The sequence below is a fragment of the Niallia nealsonii genome (assembly GCF_002835805.1).
In the GTDB taxonomy this organism is placed as follows: domain Bacteria; phylum Bacillota; class Bacilli; order Bacillales; family Cytobacillaceae; genus Niallia; species Niallia nealsonii.
Genome location: NZ_PISE01000011.1, coordinates 1 through 23,816 on the forward strand (window position 1 = coordinate 1; position 23,816 = coordinate 23,816).

Consider the following 23,816-nt stretch of genomic DNA (forward strand, 5'->3'; position numbering starts at 1 on the left):
ATCTCATTGCTGAATATCCTTTCTTTTTAAATTGGCATCTACTAAACCTTTTCCCCTCGCACCTCTACTGCTTCTAGCTTCACCCCTTTTTGTCTGCCAAATAAAATCAAACAAAAAAGCGCAACAGCAGCAAATAAAATATAAATAATAATCACATTTCCATAATTCATCGCCTCAGCTAAAAAGCCAAATAATAAAAAGCCTACTGTGTTGCCAATTTGTGTGGAATTCATATAAAGAGTTGTAGCTGTTCCTTGAGCATGTGGAATAAAATTTTGAAAATAAGAAATGGCAATACCAGAAGTAATGGATACTTGTGCAGCACTTAATATTTGTAAAGGGTAAATCTGCCAAGGCTCTGTTACAAAAAAGAACAACGCAAAATAAACAAGGGCAATGGCAAATCCAATGCGAATTAATAACCCATTATCCAATTTTGTTGCCAGAACGCCGACTGCTATCATCATGGGCACTTCAAAAATTGGTGGTACACTAAAAATTAACCCAACATCAAACTCTGTTCCTCCGAGCACTTTTGTTACAAATTGAGGAGCATTTAACGTATGAATAGAAGTTGCTGCGGCAAGTAATAATGCTGCTGCTAAATTGCCGAATATATGAGGTTTTTTCACATATTCTGTAATCCCAACACGATTTTGTTTATTCTCATAGGTAGCCTTAGGAACATCCTTTAAGAAAAATAAAATGACAAACAGCCCTATTGCATAACCTGCTGCTACAAATAAAAACAGTCCCTTAAACCCAATAATCACAACAAACCATGCAGCAAGTGCTGGTCCAACCGTCCAGGAAAGAGCAAAAAACATCCGAAATACATTCATAATAAATGGGGTTTCCTCATTTGGCACATCAGCATTCTGCAAAGCTTCTCTAGCATATGCCCAAAGCTGAGGCACAGTTGCAGCAGCACTTCCTAATAATAAAAAAGCAACTATAGCCAATAGATAATAATCTCTTACATAGGCAAAGCAGCCATATCCAATCATTCCCATTAAACTTGCATAAATAAGAATTTTTTTCCGGCTGATATCGCTATCTGATTTTTTTGCAATAATGGTACTGATTACCACACCGCCTAATGCCATAATGGTCATAAAAATACCAAACCCAATATTGCTCATCCCAACTTCATCGATGCCAAACAACGAAGAAAATGGTGCAAAAAAAGAGGTGGAAAGACCAAATATAAAATTGCACAAAAACAGTACTGGAAAAGAAGGGATTTTCCAAACAAAAATCAACTTCTCTTTCATGCCGATTATTTTAGACATTTTTTAATCCTCCTTTTTTCTTCTATTTAAGAAAAACAATAAACAGTTAACACATGGAAGCGAACATAGCCTTCCCAGCCATGTTCGCATCTTTATTGTATTTTTCAACTCTTTAAAATATCATCAATCAGCGCTAATTCTTCTTCTGTAAAATCAAGATTATTAAGAGCTGCTACATTGTCTTCAATTTGGCTGACTTTGCTTGCACCAATTAATGCAGATGTTACTTTGCCGCCGCGCAACACCCAAGCAAGGGACATTTGAGCCAAACTTTGCCCTCGCTCTTTTGCCAAATCATTTAACTTTTTCACACGCTCTATTACATCCCCCCTTACTTGTGATTCGCCAAGAGCCCCTGTTGGGTTGGCAGCCCGGGAATCATTTGGAACACCTGATAAATATTTATTTGTCAATAGCCCTTGTGCCAATGGACAAAATGCAATTGAACCAACACCATTTTCTGCTAATACATCCTGCAAACCATCTTCAATCCATCTATTTAACATAGAATAATTCGGCTGGTGAATTAATAGCGGTGTTCCTAATTCATTTAAAATTTTTGCTGCTTCTGCTGTTTGTTCCGCACTATAGCTGGAAATTCCTATATATAAAGCCTTTCCTTGACGAACAATTTGATCCAGTGCCAGCATCGTTTCTTCTAAAGGTGTATTCGGATCTGGACGGTGGGAATAAAAAATATCGACATAGTCTAGCCCCATTCTTTTTAAACTTTGATCAAGACTAGCAATCAAGTATTTTTTGGAGCCCCATTCCCCATAAGGTCCTGGCCACATATAATAGCCTGCTTTAGAGGAAATAATCATTTCATCTCGATAGCCGGAAAAATCTGTTTTCAGCACTTTGCCAAACATTTCTTCGGCAGAACCTGGAGGGGGACCATAATTATTCGCTAAGTCAAAATGTGTAATTCCTAAATCAAATGCTCTTCTAAGCATTGCACGACCATTTTCATATGTATCCACACCACCAAAATTATGCCATAATCCAAGAGAAACGGCTGGCAGCAATAAGCCGGAATTTCCAGTACGATTATATTTCATTGTTTCATAGCGACTAGCATTTGCAGAATATCCCATTCAAAGCATCTCCTCTGCTATCTATTATTCAGTTAAAACAGCTTTCAGCCATGTTTTTGCCATCAGCATATTTCCTATAGAATTCATATGTACTCCATCTGTTGTCATAATTTTACGATTTTCATATTGTAAATAATTGCAAAATGCTTCATGTGTTGGAACTAAAACCGCATCAAATTTTTCTGCGAGCATTTTTACTCCCTCTACATAAGGCTTTAATTTTCTATTTCCTTCTGAATATAGGTCTTCCTGCAAAATAGTTGGTTCCATTAAAATAATGCTTGCTCCTGTTTTATCTTTTAACTGCTTTAGAAGGTCAGCATATAAATGAATAAATTCATCTGGCAACACCGCTTTTTTTTCAGGTGAATCCAACTGCCGCCAGACATCATTAATGCCGATGGAAATCGAAACAACCGTTGGATTATACTGTAAAACGTCTTTCTCCCATCTTGCAGCTAAATCTGTAATTCGATCACCGCCAACCCCTTTATTAAGGATGTTTAGAAAAATTTCCGGATCACGATGCGCTAAATAATCATGAATGACACGAACATATCCATTCCCTATTCCTTCAGCATCCTCCCATCTGCCTGATTCTGTAATACTGTCCCCAATAAAAAGCAATGTACCTTTCAGCTTCATATATCTGCATCTCCTTTCGTAACATCCCCAAACAAACGCTTACAAAAATAGGAATCTTTCTATCTCGGATATATACTATCATGCAGATATTTGAAATGACAAGAATAATAATTATTATGTTCATTTTATATAATAAGCCTAGTCAAAAAAAGAACTCCACCATATATGGCTTATAATTGAGCGATATACGTAGAGTTTCTTCTTAAAATAATTATTTTGCTGTTTCTTTTGCTTCTTGATTTTGAAAAACAACTCGTTCTTTTTTCTTTCCGGATTCATATACAGCACAAATCATTTTTTGTGTTTTTAACGCTTCTTCCCCAGTCACATCTGGAGCTCCAGTTTGTAAAGTATCATAAAAATTATTGATTTGCTTCACATGGCTGACACCCCAGTAGCCTTTTACACCATTTTCATAATGAAAAGTTTCTTGTGGATTATTATCCGCAATAAATTCTCTGCCATCTGCTAATCTAACGCTTGCACGGTCTGCTACCATTTTGGCAAGCCCATTTTCACAATGAAGTTCAATTTCAACAGGGGCATCATACGTATAATAATTGATAGCATGGAATGCTGTTACAATCCCGTTTTGATAAGCAATAACCCCTTCTGCCGCATCTTCTACTTCAATGATTTCATGGGCGCGGTTGCTGATTGTCGCATCCACATATTTAATGTCGCTGTCGACAAACCAGCGCATTAAATCCATTGTATGAATCGCTTGGTCAATAATGACACCGCCGCCTTCTTTTTCCCATGTCCCTTTCCAATCGCTCTTTTGATAGTATTCATCAGAGCGGTCCCATGTTACAGAAAGTTTTCCTGATTTAATGGCACCAAGGTCGCCGTTATCCAACATCTTTTTAATTAATTGAGAACCTGGATTATAACGATTTTGGAAGATAACGCCAAGTGTTACATTGTTTTCTTTTGCTGTTTCTACCATTTCAACCGCATCATCGTAATGAATAGACATTGGCTTTTCTGTTAAAATATGAATTTTTCTTTTTGCTGCCGAAATGGCAACAGGTGCATGCAAATGATGTGGCAAGCAAATATGAATAACATCCAATTGCTCACGCTCAAACATGTCTAGATAATCTGTATAGTAGGCACATTGGTAAATAGCTGCTTTTTGCTCTGCTCGATCTTTTTTTACATCACAGACTGCTACAAGCTCACAATCTTCTCTTGAAATAATTGATTGAGCATGCATTGGAAAAATATTTCCGCAGCCAATTACTGCTACTTTATATTTAGTCATTGGCGATTCCCCCAAACTTCTATTCATTATTTATTGATGATTTTTTCCTTTACACCCACCACATTTGCGATGGAGATTCTTCAATTAACACAGATTTTAAATTAGTGACAGCTCTTGTTAAGCCTTCGCGAATAGACATAATTGGATCTTCATGCTCAATACTTACTACATAATCATAACCATATGTGCGCAGTGCACTCATCATATCAGACCATTCTTTTAAATCATGGCCGCAGCCAACAGACCGGAATGTCCATGCTCTAGTTTGGACCTCACCATATGGCTGCATATCAGTCAACCCATACATATTAGCATTGTCTTGATCTATAAATGTATCTTTTGCATGAAAATGATGGATTGCTTTTTCCTTTGCCAAAATCTTAATGGCACCAACAGGATCAATGCCTTGCCACCATAAATGACTTGGATCTAGATTTGCGCCGATTGCATCACATGTTTCTTCACGAAGCTTTAATAATGTATATGGTGTATGCACTAAAAATCCACCGTGAAGCTCTAAACCGATTTTTACATTATTTTCTTTCGCCAAATGGCCAACTTCTTTCCAGTAAGGGATCAGTTTTTGCTCCCATTGCCATTTTTTTATATCACTATATTCATTCGGCCATGGCGTAACAGGCCAATTAGGAAATTTAGCCCCTTCATGATCGCCAGCTGTTCCTGAAAAACAGTTCACAACAGGCACATTCATTAAGGATGCCAGTTTAATCGTTTTTACTAACGTTTCATGGGACTCTTTTGCAAAAGCTTCCTCTGGAGAAATCGGATTGCCATGGCAGCTGAATGCACTAATCATTAAATCTCGCTCTTCGATTTTTTGAAGATACTCTTTGCGGAGCTCTTCGCTCTCAAGTAGAGCATCAAGGTCACAATGGCTGTTTCCTGGATAACCTCCTGTACCGATTTCCACTGCTTGAATGCCTGCAGCTTTTACCGCATCAAGCATTTCTTCAAAAGATTTATCTGCAAACAGGACAGTAAATACACCTAGTTTCATTATTAACGCTTCCTTTCTTTGGCTGTTTGCAACTGCCATTCTGCTCTGTCAGCCCAGTCATTCCTTGCTATCAGATTGACTGTCAGCCCAGCCTTTCATAATGGAGATGCTTTTTCTAGAATAAACCACTTAAATTTTTGTTATTGTTTTTGTTTCTTTTGATTTAAGTGCTGCTAAGATAACACCAAGAGACTTCTTGCCTTCTTCCCCTGTAATTAAAGGCTCTTTATCATGTAATACACAATCTACAAAGTTTTCGACTACATAGGAATTATTTTGGCCGCCATCATCATTTGACTGGATTTTGCCTAATTCATAATTCACCACTTCACCTGTTGCATACTGTACAACAAGAGAATAAGTTGGATGATCTTCTAAACGCAATACTGCTTTTTCTCCATAAATAATGGTTGAATTATCTTCTTTTCCTACATATGCCCAAGAAGCTGCAAGTGTCCCAATAATGCCACTTTCTGTTTTTAATACACAAACTGCATTATCATCTACATCGGCAAAATCTTTTGCACTTGTTTCAACAAATGCGCCTACTTCCACGAATTCTTCTCCTAAAATATAGCGAAGCAAATCTGTTTTATGGACGCCAAGGTCGCCCATTGCGCCAATAAATGCTTGTTCTTTCTTAAAAAACCAGCCTTCTTTTCCTTCTACACTCCAGCCTTCAGGACCGCCATGGCCAAATGCAGAACGGAAGCTGTAGATTTTTCCGATTTCCCCATTTTCAATTAACTGGCGTGCTTTTTGATGCGACTTTACAAAACGTTGATTATGAGCAATCATCAGCTTTTTGCCGCTTTTTTCTGCCGCTGCAATCATCGCTTCTGCTTCTTCATGTGATGTTGCCATCGGCTTCTCACATAAAACATGAACGCCTGCTTCTAATGCTGCAATTGAAATTGGTGCATGAAGATAATTTGGTGTACAAACACTTACTGCATCTACTTCGCCGCTTTGCACTAGCTCTTTATAATCTGTGTACGCTTTTGCTTCATATTTTTCTGCTATTTTGTTAGCACGTTCTTCATTAATGTCACAAACCGCAACTATTTCTACATTTTTATTAAAATGGTATTCTGGCAAATGACGATGTTGAGCAATGCTCCCACAACCAATAACTGCAATTTTTAATTTTTTCATTCTCATTTTCCTCCTTATTTACAAAACAAATTTTCTCTTTTTTTAATAAAAACTTAATTATTCACTGTTTTTGCTGCTATTTTTTCTAAAGGTTTTGCATTTCCATAAACAGGACGCTTTCGTTTAACTGGCATTGCCCATTTCACTGCATTTGCAATTACTTTTTGAATGAATTCATTATGATAAGTTGGATACGTTTCATGCCCTGGGCGGAAATAGAATATTTTCCCATTCCCTCTTGCGTATGTGCATCCGCTGCGGAAAACTTCTCCACCTTCAAACCAGCTTGTGAAAATCAACTCATCTGGTGCTGGAATATCAAAATGTTCCCCGTACATTTCTTCTTTTTCCAATTCAATGTATTCTCCAATTCCTTCTACAATAGGATGGTTTGGAGCAACGACCCATAGGCGTTCTTTCTCGTCTGCTTCTCTCCATTTAAGATCACAGCTTGTGCCCATTAATGTTTTAAAAATTTTTGAAAAATGAGCAGAATGAAGAACAATTAATCCCATGCCATCTAATACACGCTGTTTTACTTTCTCTACAATTTTGTCATCCACTTCATTGTGGGCAAGATGCCCCCACCATACTAGCACCTCTGTATTGTTTAACACTTCATCTGTTAAACCATGCTCTGTTTCATCTAATGTTGCCGTTTGTGTGTCATAGCCTGCTTTATTTAAAAAACCAGCAATAGCACCGTGTATACCTTCAGGGTAAATATCAGCAACTACTGGATTCTTTTTTTCATGACGGTTTTCATTCCAAATAGTGATCATTAATGAGTCACTCCTCTTTGTTTTCTATAACCTCATTATAAATAATGTAAGCGCATAATAATATGCTTTATTCTGCCCTCTTTTTATTCAATTGTGTCATTATTTGTTCTTAAACAAAATAATCCCTATAAAAAGCAGCTCGAGGTATAAATAAAAAAATGGTAAACTTTAATGGAAGGGGGGAATCGCTTATGATAAGAGAGAGAAGCAAGAATTCAGTTGACAAACCTGTGATTGAAGAGGTCATTTACCAAAATCCTTTATTATTTTTGAAAATTTGGGAAATCAATGAAGAAGACAAGGCCTACTCCACTTTAGAGCAGCATCCTTGGCACTATCATAAAGAAGTAGAGTTTCTTGCCATTATAGAGGGCAATTTAGCGATACAAAATAAATATAATACAACAATTTTAGGTCCTGGCGATGTCTATATAATGGGGACTTCCCAACCGCATCGCTCCTGCAAACCTGCATTTGGCGTTTTAAAATATATTGTCTTTCAAGTAGACTTAACCAAACATTTTGACCAAAGCATCTTGCCTTATTTATATTGTTTTTCAGAACTGACACATCCACTTGAGCAGCTAAATTATATATTTGAAACAAATCCTTTAATCAAACAAGAAGCTCATCATTTAATCATCGATAGTTTTAAAGAAGCTCAAGAGCAGCAAAAAGGATACGAAATTGCCATCAATTATCATATAAAAAAATTGATGCTTTTATTGGTGCGCCATGATACAAAAAATATATTAAATTATACAGAGGAAAATGATTTAACCCGCCTTAAGCCCGTGCTTGACTATATTGATCATCACCTGCAGCATAAAATTTCTGTAGAAGAGGCAGCCAATCTGTTGAATTTAAGCTATCATTATTTCATTAAATATTTTAAAAAGATAATGGGATTGTCTTTTGTCGATTATATTAACTTCAAAAGAATTAAAAAAGCAGAATTGCTGCTGTTGACAAGTGATTTGAGTATTACGGAAATCAGCTATGAAATCGGCATCAGCAATATAGCTCAGTTTTATAAGCTGTTTAAACGCTTAAATAACTGCTCCCCAAAGGAATTTAAGCAAAAAATGCAAAGTGAAACAAAAATTTCTTTGCCTAAGAAAAATAATTCAAAACCTCTTTATCTCTTTTAAAAAAACAGCAGTCTGGGCATCATATTATCCACTTTTAATGAATAGGCTAAAAGATATTAAATATGGATGGTGGTAATCATGAATCTGCCAACAATTTTATCTGGGCCTATTCTGCGCAGAGTGGAAAAAAAAGCAATCTATATTTGGATTGCTCTAAGCAAAAAACGTCAATTAGGGGCAAAAATTTATTCTATTCAGGCAAATCAAATAATAGAAGACTATACTTATGAACTAATCAGCGACCAATCAGAAACCCAAACATTTCGTTTAGGAAAAAATTTATATATATACTTAATTAAACTCCTTCCACACACAGAAACCTTTCCTTCTCAAACTTTATTAGGATACAATATTGAATTTAAAAAAGGCAATACTATCTATGATTTAGGAGATTTCCAATTACTATCCTCTAACAGTCCAACCTCTATCTGTTATGGAGACCTACAATATCCATCCTTTTTTATTCCAGAATCTAACAAACAAAACTTACTGTATGGTTCATGCCGCAAACTGCATGGAATTGGAGGGGACGCTTTAGGTTTAGGAGATGAAAAACTGCAGGAATACCACTTTGACCTAGAAAAAAGGCCAAGCGTTCTTTTTATGACAGGCGACCAAATTTATGCAGATGATGTTCCAGCACCTATTGCCCCCTTTTTTTCTAAACTGGGAAATCAATTGATTGGCCTCAAAGAGGAGTTGACAACATTATGTGAAGAACTTAAAAACGCACCATTTCAAATCGCCATAAACCAAATAAATGGAAGAAAAGATATAATAAAAAAATATTGTCAGTTTACTTCAAGAAAAGGGGATAATCATCTTCTAACACTTGGTGAATATGCATCCATGTATATTCTTAGCTGGAATCCCGAAATCTGGAAATTAGCAATAAATGAGCAGCAACTAAAAAAATTCGAAGACCATTTATCCAATGAGAAGGTTTATATAGAACTAGAAACCTATCAACAAAAAGAGTATGAAAAAAAAATTCGCAAGCTAGAAAAAGAATTCAACCAGCAATGGCAAGAAGTAACAGCATTTTATCAGTCCATACCGAAAGTGCGCCGTTTATTAGCAAATATTCCTACCTATATGATATTTGATGATCATGATATAACAGATGATTGGAATATTACAGAAGAATGGCAGCAAAAAGTGGCTAGTTCTCCCCTCGGAAATCATGTTATTGCAAATGCCTTAACCGCCTACTGGGCATTTCAAGGATGGGGAAATGACCCTTCTGCTTTTCCTTCCGCTTTTCTAAATAAAATATGGAATTATGTAAAACGGCTAAAAGTAGACACACCAGATTACAAGAAATGGATCGACCTATTATTAAACTTTAATTCTTGGAATTACGTCGCCCCATCTACTCCCCAAAGCCTTGTATTAGACACAAGAACTCAAAGAGCTTACCCAGCAGAAAGAACTTTTGTTGTCGGAAATTTGCTGAAGCAGCGAACAAATGGGCCGAATTTAATCCACAAAAAAGAATGGGATAATATATCAGAGCTATTGTATGCTAGTGGCTGGCAATCCAATACTCCTTTACTAGTCATTTCAGCAACTCCTCTATATGGAGTACATTTAATCGAATCTTTTTTAAAAAACTACATTATGCCTATCACAAATGTAGTTCCTTCTCTGCAAGAGAAATTAGATTTAGAATGGTGGAAATTTAATGGAAGAGGATTTTCCTTTTTTCATCAACAAATTGCAAAGTGGAATCCAAGTGATTGTATTATCCTATCAGGAGATGCCCATATGGCTTTTTCCATTCAAACAAAGATAAGCTATAAAAAAGAAAAAAAACGAACTATTCACCAATTTACAAGCAGTCCAATAAAAAATCAGTCTTTTGATGGTTTGGCAGGAATTGCTTTAAAAGGCATTTTGCAGATTAAGAATTATCGCGCCAAACAACATTTGTTGTCTCGCTATTGCGGGAATGATTATATGATTCACACAAGAAAAACACCTGATGCTTATTTATGGAAAGAAACCATCTCCCATCAAGTTCTGCAAAATGGTTCTATTATTGATACAAAAAATAATCTAGGCTGGCTTTATTTCGATAAAAAAGGTTTTCGGAATACCTTTTTGCGGAAATAAAAAAATTAAGCATTTCTTAAGCTGCTTTCATTATGATTGCACAGGGATTGTTTTGCCCTTTTCAGTGATGCAGTCTCTCTCATAATGAAAGGAGTTTTTTTATGTCAGTATCTATCAACAGCAATTATACCAATCTTTATGGCAGCTGGAATACAGCAAACATGACAACCACATCCACTAGCAATAGCCAACAAACAGCCAGCAACAGTCAACCAGCCTTTGGAGACTACTTGCAGCTTGCCACAAACAACCAAGAAAACAGCAGCGGCAATTATGATAGCAACTCAACAGACAAAACATCATTAACAACAGAACAGAAAACAGCCTATTTAGAAACCATGTTAAAACGAATTCAGTCAACAGATACAAGTGATAGTTCTAATCTTCCTGAAGGATTGCAGACAGCATTAAGCACTGTAACTGATCTTCTTAGCAATTTTGATGCAAGCAGCAGTTCAGAAGAGGAAATTTCCAATTTATTCACATCTGTAACAGAAACACTGGAAAAAGCTAAACCATCTCAAGCGGAAATACAGGCAAATGGAATGACGCCACCTCCACCACCGCCAATAAATAGTAGTACAGCACAATCGAAGGAGACTACAACCGAAACAAACACAGAACTTTCTATCGACCAGATGAAAGAATTTATTTCTAATCTTATCAACACACTGAATTCGGATAGTGATTCTACTGAAAGCATCATTGATTCTTTAGGCACTAATTTAACAGACCAGCTTTCCGAATATGATGAAACTACTGCAACAAATACTGAAGTACAAGCACTATTTGAAAATTTAATAAAGCAGCTAGAAGAATCACAGCAAAACACGCAAACCGCTACTAGTTCTGAAAGCAACTCAACAGCAGCATTCCCAAACAGCATCCAAATGACAGGCGCATCTTTGCCTCCATTTAATTGGAAACCAAATAATTCTACTGCAAGCACAACTCAAAGCAATACCTACTCATCAAGTGTACAGCTATAACTATAAACACTGCATTTTTTTGACCGATATATTATATAAAAAAAGGCTGTTTTCTAAAGCTTTGTTGCTTTTTGAATAAGATGAAAAACCTTTTCGAATTACGGAGCAGGCTGAATATACGTAGACTCCTGCGGGATTAGCGAGACAGGCGAGAAGTAAGCAGGAGTGAAACGACGAAGCGGCTCAGGCGGCGCCCCGCGGAAAGCGAAGTGTATTCAGCCTGCTGGTCAAATAGCAACAATCTATACGAAAATAGCAAAAAAACAAGGAACGCTCTTTAATCGTTCCTTGCTTTTATCCATATTGTTTTACTCCACCTCGACTATAATGAGCTGATTACCTCCCCCTGCCCCATTTTCACTTCTCTTTTTTTAATAGATGTTTCTTAGTGTTTTTAAGTTTTATTGGATAATTAAGTAAATAAAAAACTAAGAAAAAAGCTACATTATCGCCTTTTTCTTAGTTTTTCTCTTGCAGCTTATACTTTAAATCTGCCAATCAACATCATTAAATCTTCTGCCATTTTTGTAAGTGAAGCTGCTGATGCAAAGATTTCCTGCATGGATGCCAGCTGTTCTTCTGTTGCTGCCGAAACATTCTGAGTGCCAAAATCTGTTTGTTCTGCTACCTTCTTTACAAGATTCATCACTGCTGCCATCTGCTCCATTCCTTGCGTTAATTGCTCAACAGATATTGAAACTTCCGTAATTTGTCCACTTACCTCATCAATAGAGCCTTTAATATCTTCAAAAGTACTACCTGTTTGATGAACTAATTTAATGCCATTTTCCACATCAACTGTTGCTGTTTTCATAGAGTTGACAGCATTGCCTGTTTCTGACTGGATTTTTTGGATTAAATTTGTAATTTGATTAGCAGACTGTGAAGATTGTTCTGCCAATTTGCGCACTTCATCTGCTACGACAGCAAAACCTTTGCCTTGTTCCCCTGCTCTTGCTGCCTCAATTGCTGCATTTAGTGCAAGTAAATTGGTTTGATCTGCAATATCATTAATAACTTTAGAAATTGCCCCAATCTCATTAGAATGCTTCCCTAGTTCTCCAATTAATTTGGATGTTTCTAAGAAGGTATGGTTGATTGTATTCATTTGATTAACAACTGTCTTCATTGCTTCATTGCCCATTTTTGCTTTGCCAGAAGTTTCATTCGCTTTTTCAGAAACAATATTAGAGTTAACAAAAATTTGTTTTACATACTGCTGCATTCCTTGAACGGTACGATTTGTCTCCTCTACTTCCTTTACTTGGCTATCTGTCCCTGCAGCCACTTCTTGCATCGTATTGGAAATATGCTCTGATGCACTATTTAAAGAATCAGCACTTGCTGTCAATTCTTCTGCGGATGCAACTACTTGCTGAGAATCCAAAGATACTCGATTGATTACATCTTTTAAGTTAGCAGCCATTGTGTTAAAGGATATAGCAATGGCACTAATTTCATCTTTTTTATGAGAACTGACTTCAATATCTTTTACACGCAAATCTCCATTAGTAATTTTTTGCGCTTCTTGATTAATTGCCTCTAAAGGTTTAAACCTACTGCGGATAAAAATGATGAATAAAACAATCCCAACAACTGCAAGAAGAATTGATATCGTAAAAATAGTTACATTGGAACTTACTAAATCTTTTTGTGTATTATCTAATGCATTATTTGCTAAAGCAGCATTTTCAAAATATGGTTTTGTGTTAATTTTCGCCATTAATACATAACGAACTTCTCCATCAAATATAACTGGATAATAAATTTCCGCATTATCCTCTGCCATCTGTAAGCTTAACTTTTTGGTTTGCATTGCTTTTTCTACTTTTGCATTTTCTACCTTTTCCCCTTGTTTCCATAAAGAATCTTGTCCATCCTGCAAATTTTCTGTCAATACTAAATTCGTACTGTCAATTAGATACAATGCTTCAATACCATTGCCTTTTTGAATAAAATGAGCAAGAGAGTCTTCAAAAACTTCGGCATTTAAAGCAGACTCCGCAATACCCTTTCCATCTAATCTCGGGACAGATAGAAATTTAAAAATTTCTCCCGTTTCTTGTTTTAATTTTAACGGACCCTTTTGTATTTCTTTTGTGCCATTGAGCAGCCCTTTAGACGCTGGATCAAGCTCAACAAGATTAAAACCTAAAGAAGCACTGTCTGTGGAATATGTAAATACACCCTTGCTGTCTGTCAGCAATAAATCAGTCATTCCTGTTTGTTTCGCAATTTTTTCCAAATCCTTATTCGATAGTTTTTGTTTAGAATCAATTTGCTGCAAGGTGTATGCTGCGTTTAGCATATTCTTATCTATTTGCTGTTCTAATATAATAAGGTGATTAGAAATTTCACTCGCTTGCTCTGTTAAAGTACTTTTCACACTTTTTTCTGAATTACTATCAAGCTCTTTCCTTACACTTTCTGTCTGCTCCTTTAGTCTAGTTGTTTGCCCCCATTGCAAGATACTGGTTAATCCTATGATCAGGGCAATAAAGATGCTTGTTAGTAAAATCATTCTTGTTTTTAACGTCATAATGCTCCCCTTCTTTCTAAATCTTCTAACTTTTAATAGTATTTATGAAAGAGCTCCCCTTTTTTAGTATCGGATTTTCCACTAATTTTTAGATAACAAACCATAAAAGAAACTCTTCAGCACGGAAAAGTACTATTTTTATATAACACTACCACTAACTTTTAAATACATTATCAGAGTAAATAATCAAAGTAAATAGACAATGTGCACAATTCTAAAGATTCAAAATCATTGTCAGACTATCTAACAACTTTGTTGCAGCATCTTTTTTTATCTTTTATGATTTCATTTGTAAATAGCAGCGTAAAAAATAATTTTTTCGTATATCCTTAATAATTGGTTTAAGGGTCTCTACAAAGAAACCGTAAATTTCTTGCTACGAAAAAAGTATGCCTTTTTGCATATTTTTTTGTAGCTATTTTTATGCCCAAAATAAAAAAGGAGTGGTTTTTTTGGAAGAAATGCAAGTAAAGCAGAAAAAATTGAACACTTTGGAGCCAACGATTTTGGATAAATTATTTAAGCTTTCCGAAAGAAATACAAGTGCTAAAACAGAAATATTAGCAGGAATAACAACCTTTATGACGGTAAGTTATATTATTTTTGTGAATCCTCTTATTTTAAGCGAAGCAGGCATTCCGAAAGAAGCTGCACTTGCTGCCACCATTTACAGCACCGTCTTCTGTACCTTGCTTATGGCTTTATGGGCGAACTTTCCTGTTGTCGTTGGACCAGGCATGGGATTAAATGCATTTTTCACGTATACAGTTGTAATTGGACAAGGACTAAGCTGGCAAACCGGGTTAGGGGCAGTCTTTATTTCAGGTGTTTGTTTTTTTATTCTTTCCGTTACAGGTATTCGGGAGAAATTAGTAAATGGTGTTCCCAATACCCTGAAATCAGCGATGGGTGTTGGAATTGGAATTTTTATCGCCTTTATTGGCTTTAAAAACGCAGGCATTATTGTAGCTAATGAATCCAACTTTGTCGGATTAGGCAATATTACCTCAGGGGGACCATTGCTTGCAGTGGTCGGACTTATAATTGCAGCGGTATTAATGGCTTTACGGGTTAGAGGGGCTTTAATTATCAGCATCTTTGCTATCGCTATTATTTCAATGGCTACAGGATTTTCCGCTGTTCCCACTTCCATACATAATGTAGCATCCCTTTCTATTCCTAGCATTAGTGATACCTTTATGCAAATGGATTTAAAAGGCGCGATTGCATATGGGATATTCTCCGTCATTTTTTCTTTTACAATTGTTGAGCTATTCGATAGTCTTGCAACATTAATCAGTCTTTCAAAAAAAGCAAATTTGGTTGATAAAAATGGAAAAATCCCTAACTTAAATCGTGCTCTAACTGCAGATGCAATTGGCACAATGGTAAGTGCCATCTTTGGAAGCACTGCATTAAATACATATGTGGAAAATGCCACAGGAATTGCAGAAGGGGGACGCACTGGCTTAAAAGCATTGGTAGTTGCCGTTCTTTTTGCACTCGGCCTTTTCTTTGCACCATTAGTTAATATCATCCCTTCTGTTGCTACAGCACCTATTTTAATATTAATCGGTTCTTTAATGTTAAGCGAAATTAAAAATATCGATTTTGAAGATTTCACCAATGTAGTCCCTGCCTTTTTGACAATCATTATGATGCCACTAACCTACAGCATTGCAGAAGGAATGGCGTTTGGATTTATTTCTTATACGCTATTAAAACTTGTAACAGGCAAATATAAAGAAGTACATTGGATTATGTATTTTGTCAGCATTGCCTTTATTATCAATTTTATTATGCTAAATAATTAAAACAAGCAAAGCAAATATCCTTTTCTGCAAAGAAGAAAAGGATATTTGCTCTACTTCATTTTATTTCAAGAGTATATTCCGAAGCAGACTTGCAAATATTCAGAAATCGTTTTAATGCTCTTACCCTATGCTTGTCTTCCCAAGGATACAGAGATTTTTTAAAATCGAAAAAACCGCATGAGATCCGGCCTGCCCAACATTTGCATAATCTCTTACAATTGTACTCTTATCCTTTTCAATGATTTCTTGCAGTTTAGGCAATAAAATTGTAATCTTTTTCAGCAAATAAATGGATGCAATAGAAATGGCATGCATCGCCTCCCAGCGTATGCATGTTGTTTAATTATTTATTAAAGACATTAATTGTTCCATATATGGCAATAGGAGTTTCGGTTCCTTTTCCCCTACTTTTACAAAAACTTTCGCGCAATCTCCAACAAGTGCCTTCTCCTCTGAAGCAAGTTCCCGAGCTATCTCTGCCAACAAACTAGGTAATTGCAGACACTCTTTTGCCACAAGGTGATTTCCTTCTTCTGTTTTATCGTCAATTTGTGAAGAAAACTTCTTTTATTATGGTCATTTAACTCCTCCTATATCCTGCCTATTTTTATTCTACTATTTATTTTTTCTTCTGAAGGATGCAAGCATTTACACTATTTTACTTTTTAAAAATTATTTTACAATTATTCCAATTGAAGCGTATTAAAAATGGAAAAATATACTATAAATAAATTTATTATTCATTCTAATTGTTTTATTTTTAAAATTCACTTCATTTCCGCCTAGATTAGACGAAAATAATACTAGACTAAATAGATATTGTAGAATAATCTATAAGAATTCAAATGAAATGAATACTGTCAACAAGGAGGAAAACAATTGGGAATTTTCAAAAAGAAAACTACAGTCCGTTTAAGCACAAAACTATATATTGCATTTGCTCTTATTCTCATCTTACCGACAATAACTGCAGGATTGATATCTTATAATAGTGCTAAAGAACAGTTGAAAAATAACCTAATATCTAATGCAAAGGAAAATGTGAAGCTGTTAAATTCTAATATTAACAATACCATTTCTCCAAAAATTCATGATGCTAATTTTTTCTCAGAAAAAATCACGGAAAAACTTTATAATAATAACAAAAATTCCTCCGATGTGCTCACAAAATTTAAACAATACATGGAGCTTCATCCAGAAGCTCAAACTATCTATGTGGGAACAAAAGACGGAAGTATGATTACATATCCATCAGTCGATCTTCCTAAGGATTTTGATCCAAGAGAACGTCCTTGGTATCAAGAAGCACAGGCAAGCAACGGTGAAGTTGTCATCACAAGCCCATATGTGGATGCAAGTAATGGTGACATGGTTGTAACTATTACTAAACAAACAAAAGACGGATCTGGTGTCATTGGAATAGACATCAATATTAAAAATTTAGAAACAACCGCAAAAGAAGTTTCAATTGGAAAAAAGGGGTATGCAATCTTACTTGATCAAAAACAAAATTATATTGTCAGCCCGGTGGAAAAAACAGGAAACAAGGCGAAAGAGAGTTTCTTTAATAAACTTTATCAACAAAATGCAGGCAACTTTACCTATACATTCAAAGGCGATCAAAAACTAATGTATTTTTCCACAAATAAATTAACAGGCTGGAAAATAGCAGGTACAGTATTTATTTCGGAAGTGAATGATTCTGCAAAACCAATTCTAAATACTACGATCCTAGTAATTGCTGCCGCAATTATTATAGGTGCTTTTATTATCTTCTTTATTGTTCGCTCTATTATAAAAAGATTAAAAGACTTACAGCAAAAAGCGAAAACAATAAGCGAAGGGGACCTGACCGAGACCATTGATCTTACGAAAAAAGATGAAATCGGCGATCTTTCACAGTCTTTCCATGATATGCAAACATCATTGCGCAGCTTATTAGGTACAGTGGGTCATCATGCTGTCCAAGTTGGAGCTGCCGCAGAAGAGCTCAATGCAAGTGCCGAACAAACAAGTGAAGCGACAGAACAGGTAGCAGCAGCCATTCAACATGTTGCTGCAAGTGCAGAAAAACAAACATATGGAATGGAAGTAAATAATAATTCTTTACAAAAAGTTTTAAATGGAGCTAATATAATTGCAGAAAATTCTATTGAGGTTTCCGAACTGACAAAGGCAACAACAGAAAAAGCAGCAGAAGGGGAAAAATCGGTTAAGCAGACAGTTAATCAAATGACCTTAATTCATGAATCTGTAACAGAATCCAACACCATTATTCGTTCACTTTCTGACCGTTCAAAAGAGATAAATTCCATTTTAAATGTCATTACAGGAATTTCTGAGCAAACAAATCTATTGGCACTTAATGCAGCAATTGAAGCTGCAAGAGCGGGAGAAGCAGGCAAAGGTTTTGCCATTGTTGCAGATGAAGTAAGAAAATTGGCAGAGCAGTCGCAAATTTCTGCCAAACAAATCGCTGAATTAATTAATGCTATTCAAACAGATACAGGAAATACCGTCACAAAAATGGCAACTGTCGTAGAAAATGTACAAAATGGATTAACTGTGTCAGAAGAAACTATTCAAAAATTCACAGAAATTTTTACTGGCATGCAAGAGATTACTCCTAAAATAGAAAACGTTTCTGATACTATTCAAGACATGGCAGGAAATATACAAGAATTAGAAACAAATACTAATGATATTTCCGATCTTGCAAAAAATAATGCGGCATCTTCTGAGGAAGTAGCTGCGTCTACAGAAGAACAGTTAGCAGCAATGGAAGAAATTTCAGCTTCAGCCAATATTCTCTCCACAATGGCAGAAGAATTAACTGATATTATTAAAAAATTTAAATTCTAGCACTTAAAAGCAAAACGAAGAAATTATCTCTTTCTTCGTTTTGCTTTTTCTATTTTTTATCTTCTATTACTATTTCAATTGCGTTTTTTAAGATATTAATAACTTTTTCTATCTCCTCTTTAGTAATAATAAGCGGTGGAGCCAGCACAATCGTATCACTGTCATCATACGTGACACTACGGCATATCAAGCCAAGTTTTGCACATTCTGCAACAATTTTTGGTGCTACTTTTTCTGAAAATCTTGTTTTAGTTTGGGCATTTTCGTATAGTTCAAATCCGGCAAGCAAACCAATCACCCGAATCTCACCAATGCAATGAAACTGATTTTCCATTTTCTTTAATCCATTTAATAATTCCGATCCCATCAAGGAGCTATTCGCTACAAGATGTTCTCTTTCGATAATTTCTAGATTTTTTAAAGCAATACTGCATCCAACTGGATGACCACTGTATGTAAAACCATGGAAAAGAGTGCCTTGTGACTTTTCTTTCAGCAAATCATGTATCTCTTCTGATATAATTACTCCACCAAGAGGAAAATAGCCTGATGTAACTCCCTTTGCAAATACAAGTAAATCTGGCTTCACATCCCAATGTTCCACTGCAAACATTTTTCCTGTCCGTCCAAATCCGGTAATCACTTCATCTGCAATAAAAAGAATTCCATATTCATCACAAACTTTACGTACTCCTTTTAAATAATCGCTATCTGGAATAAACATTCCCCCTGCCCCAATAACTGGTTCTGCAATAAAAGCAGCAATTGTTTTTGGACCTTCTTTTTCTATTTCTTTTTTTAATGCAGCAACTGAGTCTGAATCAACATGGAGGAAATCTGGAGCCAGTGAATTCGTCATTTGATGGAATTCTACTATTCCAGTCGCACTAGTCGTGCCTGCAGCTACACCATGATAGGCTTTTTTGCGGGAAATAATTTTTTTTCGCTCTGGTTCTCCTTTTAATAGCCAATAATGGCGAACTAACTTAAAGGCACTTTCGTTTGCTTCTGAACCTCCAGAAGTAAAAAAGACAGTATTAAGATTACCAGGAGCGAGCCTCGCAATCTTTTCTGCAAGAAGGATGGCAGATTCGTGGCTAAAAGTGGAAAAAGCAGAACTAAAACTTAGCTTTTTCATTTGTTTCTTCGCTGCTTTTGCAAGCTCTTTTCTTCCATAACCAACTGCAACATTCCAAAGAGATGACATTCCTTCAATATATTCTTTCCCATTTATATCCTTTAAATAAATACCCTTTCCTTCTTCAAAAATAATTGCTGGTCCATCTTCCTGCTGCTGCTTAATAGAAGAAGTTGGATGGAGAAAATGTTTTTTGTCCAGATTCTCCAAGTTTATTTCTTTTTCCTTATTCATTTTCCTGCCCCCTTCTATACATTATTTCTCCGCCTATAATGGTCATCACAACTTTTGTATCCTTTATCTCATTTTCCTCAAATTGCATAAAACCTGGAGGCACAATCGTCATATCCCCAAGTTTTCCAACTTCTAATGTTCCTTTGTTTGCTTCATCAAAAGATGCTCTAGCGGCGTTTATTGTGTACATTTTAAGTGCTTCGTCTAAAGTGATTTTATTTTCTGGTGCAAGAACTTTTCCTCGTTGTGTTCTCCTGGACATCGCAGCATACATAGCAAAAAATGGGGAGAATGGGGTAATAGGTGCATCGGAGCTGCCTGCTGGGGATAGTTGATGATCCATCATTTTTTTTGCTGCAAAAACTTGCGAAACAAGTGTTGAATCCAAATTTTCTTGATAAACATCACCTGCTTGATACACCAATGTCGGCTGCAGTATAGGAATAATTTCTAAAACTTTCATCTTCCTTAATAATGCTTTATTTGTTATCATACTGTGCTCGATGCGATGGCGATGATTGCTTCTCGGATATGTTTGTAAAGCTTTGTCATATGCCTTGATTACTTGTTCAACAGCTCTGTCTCCAATGGCATGGATAGCAATTTGGCATCCTAATTTATGTGCGACCATTACTTTTTCTGTTAATTCTGCTTCTGTGTAGAGTAACATTCCACTATGATCCGTTTCATTATAGTCAATCGAAACGGCGGCTGTTTTTCCGCTGATTGTACCATCAGCGAATAATTTCATTGCACCTATTCTGAAATAACTATGTTCTTCCTGCTGTTTTTTTATAGCTTTTTGAAAAAACTTTTCTAATACCATTCCATAAATGCGAATAGATAGCTCCTTGTTTTCAGCCATTTCTTTTAATACAGTGTATTCTTGTTCAAAAGAATCAGAAAAAAATCCAAGACCAGCATCATGCACACTTGTTATGCCATTTGAAAGATTTTTATTGATTGCGAGTTTTATGGCTTTTTTCATTTGCTCCTTCGTATAAGCTGGCATTACCTTTTTAGCAAGATTCATTGCTTCTTCTTTAAGGATCCCGATTGCTTCTCCACTGCTGTTTCTAACTATTTCGCCATTTTTTGCTTTTGTTTCTTTTGTCAGCTTCATCAAATGAAGAACTGTCTGATTTACAACGGCTGTATGTTCACAATATCTTGAAATATAGATAGGATTTGTTATATCTTTAAAATCTGTTGTTTCAGGATGTCTTCCCTCCTGAAGCTTTGCTTCATCATAGCCCCAGCCAATAATCCATTCATCTGGCTGCAATTCTTTGGCTTTTATATTCATTGCTTCCACCATTTCCTTAATAGAAGGATGGCTGCAATGAATATAAAACAAATTAAACCCACTATGAAAAAGATGCTGATGGGCGTCTATTAATCCAGGCAGCACTGTTTTCCCCTCTAAATCAACAAATATTGTATTTGAATCACTCCACTTTTTCAGCTCTGCAAACTTTCCTAAAGCGACGATTTTTTCTTCTTTAATTGCAATAGCTTCATAAATAGCGTTCTTTTCATCCATGGAGATAATTTCCCCGTTATAATAGATCCATTCTGCCCCTTCAGACATAATTCACCTACTTTCTTTTCGCTAGGCTCTGTCAAACTTGTCTCTTGATTTCCAATACAGGCGTTTCCTTCAATCAACAAAATGTCAAAATCAACAATAAATTTTAATACAGCCTTTCGCTAAGTAACACGAAATGATTTCCCTTCCTCTCTCAAAATAACGTTATTTTACAAAAGTTCATCTATATAATATATGAACCATCTAAACAAATATCATTATTTTCCGCCGGAAATAAAGTGAAACTTCAATCAGTGGGGGTTTTCTCCATCCCCCACTGATTGTTAGTTGAACCAATCGGGTCTTTACGGGCTAGTTTCTACTCACCTAGATTTCTCGTTTCTTCTCATCCTCCCTTAGGTGGGGTTTTACTGCCCGTTAATGCCAGAAATAAAAAAGGCGCTAAAAGAAAGTTTCCTTTAACGCCTCGCACTGCTTATTCTGTAAATTAAGCTCCCATTCGGTCGATAATATCTGATTTAATGATATCAGCCTTTGGTCCATAAATTGCTTGAACACCTTTTCCTTTTACAATTAAACCTAAGGCACCATTTTTCTTCCACTCTTGTTCCTCTGCCACTACATTTAAATCTTTAATCGTAACACGAAGGCGGGTCATGCATGCATCCACTTCTTCTATATTGCTTTGCCCTCCCAATAATCTGATAATGGTGTCAGCAAGTGAACCATTATTTTCCAAAACAGCTGATTGATTTTTTGTATCTTCATTGCTTTCTTCAATATAATTGCCTAAACGTCCTGGTGTAGCATACTTGAATTTTTTAATCATAAAGTTTGCAACAAAGTAGTTTAGACAAAAGAACACAGTACATGCGATAATAAACAATACTAAATCCAACCATAAGCCAGCTTTTAAAATCATTGGTGTTCTTGTCAACAGTTCCAGTATACCCATTCCATGTATACGAATATCTACTAAATCCACAACTGCAAATGCTAGACCTGTCATGATTGCATAAGCAAAATAAAGCAATGGTGCAACAAACATAAACATAAATTCAATCGGTTCTGTAACCCCTGTTAAAAATACAGCTAAACCAGCTGAAAAAAACATAGATTTATATTTTGTGCGTTTTTCTGGATCAACATTGCGGTACATGGCAACCGCCATCCCAATTAATGCACTTGTAGAAAGAATCATTTGCCCCACTTTAAAACGGGCTGGTGTTACCTCATTTAATAATTGGTTATATCCTGCCATATCTCCAGCAGCTTTTAAATTATTTAAATCAGAAATCCATGCAAACCATAATGGATCTTGTCCTGCAACAATTTGCCCAATATTGGATCCCGTTAAAATCGTATACGTTCCCCCAAGTCCAGTATAGTTCATTGGAATCGTTAACATATGATGCAAACCAAATGGAAGCAATAATCTTTCTACTGCACCAAAAATAAATGGAGCAAAAAATGGGGCAGTATCTTTAGATGTTGCCACCCAACGTCCAAAGTCATTTAAGTAGCCTTGAATAACCGGCCATACAATCGATAAAATAAGCGCTGTCACAACAGACCATAAAATCACTACAAAAGGCACAAAACGCTTTCCATTAAAAAAAGATAAGCTTTGCGGCAATTTATCAAAATTATAGTATTTGTTAAAAAGGGTAGCACCTAAGAAACCAGAAATAATTCCAACAAATACTCCCATATTTAAAGCAGGTGCTGCTAGAATATCTGTAAAGAAATCTTGCACGATTAGATCGCTTCCAAAAAGACTGGAAACAGTTGCTTTTGGGTCAGCCAGCATGCTGCTGTCTACACCAAACAAAGCACCTGTTACCCGATTGATTAGTATAAAGGACAACAATGCTGCAAATGCCCCGCCGGCACGTTCTTTCGCCCAAGATCCTCCAATGGCCACTGCAAACAGCACATGCATATTGCCAATAATAGCCCAGCCTAAACTTTCCACTACAGTAGCAGTGGTCTGTATAATTCTCCAATCCAATTCTACCATCCCAATTAGCTTTCCTAATGAAATCATTATTCCTGCTGCCGGCATGACTGCCACAACTACCATTAAAGCCTTCCCAAATTTTTGCCAAAAATCAAACGACATTATCTTCATTTTCTAACTCTCCCTTAAAATCATTCAAAGCAAACGTT

At 36.0% G+C, this 23,816-nt stretch carries 18 protein-coding genes and 1 riboswitch; of the genes, 5 read left to right on the forward strand and 13 right to left on the reverse strand.

Annotation, left to right across the window (positions count from 1 at the left end):
- Window positions 1-41: 41 nt before the first annotated feature.
- From CWS01_RS04825 to CWS01_RS04855, 7 genes are all read right to left on the reverse strand, one after another.
- Window positions 42-1,292, reverse strand: coding sequence for a sugar efflux transporter (locus CWS01_RS04825; protein ID WP_101175921.1), 1,251 nt, complete (start codon window positions 1,290-1,292; stop codon window positions 42-44).
- 104 nt (window positions 1,293-1,396) lie between these two features.
- Window positions 1,397-2,389, reverse strand: coding sequence for an L-glyceraldehyde 3-phosphate reductase (mgrA, locus tag CWS01_RS04830; RefSeq protein WP_101175922.1), 993 nt, complete (start codon window positions 2,387-2,389; stop codon window positions 1,397-1,399).
- Window positions 2,390-2,413: 24 nt separating this feature from the next.
- Window positions 2,414-3,034 carry an SGNH/GDSL hydrolase family protein gene (locus tag CWS01_RS04835; RefSeq protein ID WP_101175923.1) on the reverse strand — a complete coding sequence of 207 codons (621 nt, stop codon included), beginning with the start codon at window positions 3,032-3,034 and terminating at the stop codon, window positions 2,414-2,416.
- Between the two features lie 211 nt (window positions 3,035-3,245).
- A complete protein-coding gene (locus tag CWS01_RS04840; RefSeq protein ID WP_101175924.1) occupies window positions 3,246-4,301 on the reverse strand; it encodes a Gfo/Idh/MocA family protein in 1,056 nt (351 codons plus the stop codon).
- 49 nt (window positions 4,302-4,350) lie between these two features.
- On the reverse strand, window positions 4,351-5,319 hold the full coding sequence (locus tag CWS01_RS04845) for a sugar phosphate isomerase/epimerase family protein (protein WP_101175926.1): 969 nt from the start codon (window positions 5,317-5,319) through the stop codon (window positions 4,351-4,353).
- A 129-nt stretch (window positions 5,320-5,448) separates the two neighbouring features.
- Window positions 5,449-6,474, reverse strand: a complete 1,026-nt coding sequence (locus CWS01_RS04850; RefSeq protein WP_101175928.1) for a Gfo/Idh/MocA family protein — start codon at window positions 6,472-6,474, stop codon at window positions 5,449-5,451.
- Between the two features lie 53 nt (window positions 6,475-6,527).
- Window positions 6,528-7,256, reverse strand: a complete 729-nt coding sequence (locus CWS01_RS04855) for a ThuA domain-containing protein (RefSeq protein WP_101175930.1) — start codon at window positions 7,254-7,256, stop codon at window positions 6,528-6,530.
- 194 nt (window positions 7,257-7,450) lie between these two features.
- On the opposite strand from CWS01_RS04855, the gene CWS01_RS04860 reads away from it, so the two are divergent.
- The 3 genes from CWS01_RS04860 (at window position 7,451) to CWS01_RS04870 (ending at window position 11,511) form a co-directional block, all read left to right on the forward strand.
- Window positions 7,451-8,407 (forward strand): helix-turn-helix domain-containing protein, encoded by a 957-nt coding sequence (locus CWS01_RS04860; protein WP_407938537.1) that lies wholly within the window; start codon window positions 7,451-7,453, stop codon window positions 8,405-8,407.
- A 78-nt stretch (window positions 8,408-8,485) separates the two neighbouring features.
- Complete coding sequence (locus CWS01_RS04865) at window positions 8,486-10,522, forward strand: metallophosphoesterase family protein (protein ID WP_101175934.1); 2,037 nt, start codon at window positions 8,486-8,488, stop codon at window positions 10,520-10,522.
- A 101-nt stretch (window positions 10,523-10,623) separates the two neighbouring features.
- On the forward strand, window positions 10,624-11,511 hold the full coding sequence (locus CWS01_RS04870; RefSeq protein ID WP_101175936.1) for a hypothetical protein: 888 nt from the start codon (window positions 10,624-10,626) through the stop codon (window positions 11,509-11,511).
- Window positions 11,512-11,989: 478 nt separating this feature from the next.
- Here the strand turns inward: CWS01_RS04870 and CWS01_RS04875 are convergent, their stop codons facing one another.
- Complete coding sequence (locus CWS01_RS04875; RefSeq protein ID WP_101175938.1) at window positions 11,990-14,050, reverse strand: methyl-accepting chemotaxis protein; 2,061 nt, start codon at window positions 14,048-14,050, stop codon at window positions 11,990-11,992.
- A gap of 299 nt (window positions 14,051-14,349) precedes the next feature.
- A riboswitch (purine riboswitch) is annotated at window positions 14,350-14,449 on the forward strand.
- 62 nt (window positions 14,450-14,511) lie between these two features.
- On the opposite strand from CWS01_RS04875, the gene CWS01_RS04880 reads away from it, so the two are divergent.
- On the forward strand, window positions 14,512-15,864 hold the full coding sequence (locus CWS01_RS04880) for an NCS2 family permease (protein WP_101176264.1): 1,353 nt from the start codon (window positions 14,512-14,514) through the stop codon (window positions 15,862-15,864).
- Window positions 15,865-15,984: 120 nt separating this feature from the next.
- Here CWS01_RS04880 and CWS01_RS04885 read toward each other — a convergent pair whose 3' ends face one another.
- Together CWS01_RS04885 and CWS01_RS22240 are read right to left on the reverse strand one after the other, a co-directional pair.
- Window positions 15,985-16,179, reverse strand: a complete 195-nt coding sequence (locus CWS01_RS04885) for a hypothetical protein (RefSeq protein WP_101175940.1) — start codon at window positions 16,177-16,179, stop codon at window positions 15,985-15,987.
- A 24-nt stretch (window positions 16,180-16,203) separates the two neighbouring features.
- The gene (locus CWS01_RS22240) at window positions 16,204-16,380 is read right to left on the reverse strand and encodes a hypothetical protein (RefSeq protein WP_157827545.1); all 177 of its coding nucleotides are present in this window, start codon (window positions 16,378-16,380) and stop codon (window positions 16,204-16,206) included.
- A 363-nt stretch (window positions 16,381-16,743) separates the two neighbouring features.
- On the opposite strand from CWS01_RS22240, the gene CWS01_RS04890 reads away from it, so the two are divergent.
- Window positions 16,744-18,726, forward strand: coding sequence for a methyl-accepting chemotaxis protein (locus CWS01_RS04890; protein ID WP_101175942.1), 1,983 nt, complete (start codon window positions 16,744-16,746; stop codon window positions 18,724-18,726).
- A 49-nt stretch (window positions 18,727-18,775) separates the two neighbouring features.
- On the opposite strand, the gene CWS01_RS04895 is transcribed toward CWS01_RS04890, so the two are convergent.
- From CWS01_RS04895 to CWS01_RS04905, 3 genes are all read right to left on the reverse strand, one after another.
- Complete coding sequence (locus tag CWS01_RS04895; protein ID WP_101175944.1) at window positions 18,776-20,098, reverse strand: aminotransferase family protein; 1,323 nt, start codon at window positions 20,096-20,098, stop codon at window positions 18,776-18,778.
- Window positions 20,091-21,689: an amidohydrolase gene (locus tag CWS01_RS04900; RefSeq protein ID WP_101175945.1), complete on the reverse strand. Its 1,599-nt coding sequence runs from the start codon at window positions 21,687-21,689 to the stop codon at window positions 20,091-20,093. The genes CWS01_RS04895 and CWS01_RS04900 overlap by 8 nt, the downstream gene beginning before the upstream one ends.
- Window positions 21,690-22,134: 445 nt before the next feature.
- On the reverse strand, window positions 22,135-23,778 hold the full coding sequence (locus tag CWS01_RS04905; RefSeq protein ID WP_101175947.1) for a PTS transporter subunit IIBC: 1,644 nt from the start codon (window positions 23,776-23,778) through the stop codon (window positions 22,135-22,137).
- Window positions 23,779-23,816 lie beyond the last annotated feature (38 nt).